The sequence below is a fragment of the Azospirillum himalayense genome, from assembly GCF_042657465.1.
GTDB lineage: Bacteria > Pseudomonadota > Alphaproteobacteria > Azospirillales > Azospirillaceae > Azospirillum > Azospirillum himalayense.
Window position 1 is genome coordinate 1 of sequence record NZ_JBHSLC010000062.1, and the last position, 961, is coordinate 961.

1 protein-coding gene is annotated in these 961 nt (G+C 72.2%); it reads right to left on the reverse strand.

The genetic code is table 11. From position 1 onward, the window contains the following. Positions 1-953 (reverse strand): tetratricopeptide repeat protein (locus ACFPMG_RS23500; protein ID WP_376997643.1); only part of this gene is annotated, 953 nt, incomplete at its 3' end. Positions 954-961: the final 8 nt, after the last annotated feature.

The window sequence follows — 961 nt, forward strand, 5'->3', positions numbered from 1 at the left end:
CCCTCGATGCCCGGCATGGCGGAGAGCAGGCGGACGAGCTGGCTGTTGCACTCGATGAGGACGCGCACGCCCCGCGCCTGAAGCCGCGGGGCGAAGCGGGCGAACATGATGGTGTCGCCCACCCCTTGCTCGTCATGGACCAGCAGGGTCCGGCCGGTGAGGTCGGAGCCGTCCCAGGCCGGCGAGGCGAAGCTGCGCCGGGGCGATGGGAAGTCGGCCATGCGCGAGCGCCATTCGTACTCGGCGAACCCCTCCTCCAACTCACCCCTGAGCAGCAGCCCAAAGCCCAGCGCGGTGTGGGCCTCCGCCAAGGCCGGGTCGAGCCGGACGGCGATCCGCGTCAGGATGATCATCTCGTCGACCCGCATCAGGTCGCGGGCCGCCAGCCCGAGGTTGAGGTGGGTGTGCGCCGCGCCCGGTTGCATCGCGATGGATTGCCGGAAGCAGGCCACCGCCTCGTCGAGCCGCCCGAGGTCCTGAAGCGTAACGCCCAGGTTGTTGAGGACGCCGGGATCGCCCGGCGCGAAGCCGAGCGCGCAGCGGTAGTAGCGGACCGCCTCCTCCGACCGGCCGAGACGGCGGCAGGCCATGCCCAGGTTGGCATATGCGGCCACCGACGACGGCGCCATGCCGAGGAGCACCATCAACTCCTCGATTGCCTCCTCGGCCCGGCCGTCCAGGATGAGCGCCTGCGCGAGCAGCAGCCGCTGCTCGGTCAGCTGCGGCTTGAGGCGAAGCAGCCGGCACAGCGCGGTCGCGGCGTCGCCGTGCCGGCCCTGGTCCGACAGCACGTTCGCGACGTTGTTGAGCGCGTCGCCGGAGCCGGCGTCCAGCGCCAGGGCGCGCCGGCAGGATGCCAGGGCCTCGTCGCGCCGGCCGAGCCGCCGCAGCGCGCTGGCAAGGTTGGAGAAGCAGGCCGCGTTGTCGGGGGCTGAGCGGATGGCCTGGGTCATCCACGCCA